Raw genomic sequence first — 849 nt, 5'->3', positions numbered from 1 at the left:
CATAGACGGCACTCTGCACGCCGCCCAGTCCGATCCACACTTCCTTGTAGAGCCGCCCCGGGTGGTTGGCCATGTTGATGGAGAGTATCTGCCCGCGTTCCTTGTCGGTGAGCCCCAAGAGTGCCTGTATCTGGTCAACTTGTTCATATACTTGCGCTGGTCGAGCAGTATCTTGCAGTCGGAGTTGTTGATGATAGACTCCTTGACCACGGGCGAGGAGATGATGTCGTCCACCTCCTGCGTCACCACGATGGCCTCTCCGAAGTATTTTCTCACCGTCTTGTACATGTAGTGCAGGTATTCCGCCATGTTCGCCGAGGAGAGCGCCTTCCACGCCTCTTCCACGATGAGCTGCTTGCGCACGCCCTTGAGCCGCCGCATCTTGTTGATGAAAGCCTCCATGATGATGATGGTCACCACGGGGAAGAGTTCGCGGTTCTCCTTGATGCTGTCGATCTCGAAGACGATGAAGCGCTTGGAGAGCAGGTCGATGTTCTCCGCCGAATTGAGCAGGAAGTCGTAACGTCCGCCGCGATAGTACTGCCGGAGCGTGGTGAGGAAGTTGTCGATGTTGAAGTCGGACTTCTCCACCTTGATGTCGCGTGCCTCCAGCTCCTGCCGGTAGGTGCCTTTTCATGTACTCGTAAAAGGTGTTGAAGCAGGGCGTGACGCTCCTGTCGGTGCGAATCAGCTCCACGTAGGCGGACACGGCGCTGCCCAGCTCGGCGGACTCGGTCTTGGGGACTTCCTGACTCTCGCTCTTCCACAGCGTGAGCAGCAGCGTCTTGATACTGTCCTTCTTCTCCACGTCGAAGACGTAATCGTCGGTGTAGAAGGGGTTGAACGAGA

1 pseudogene is annotated in these 849 nt (G+C 57.0%); it reads right to left on the bottom strand.

Going from position 1 to position 849, the window contains the following annotated elements:
• Positions 1-849, bottom strand: a pseudogene (locus BN93_RS10730) (TraG family conjugative transposon ATPase); the annotation flags it as partial.

Origin of the sequence: Prevotella conceptionensis 9403948, assembly GCF_000312305.1 — a bacterium.
Classification (GTDB): Bacteria; Bacteroidota; Bacteroidia; order Bacteroidales; family Bacteroidaceae; genus Prevotella; species Prevotella conceptionensis.
This window is presented reverse-complemented; position numbering and strand designations above follow the sequence as displayed.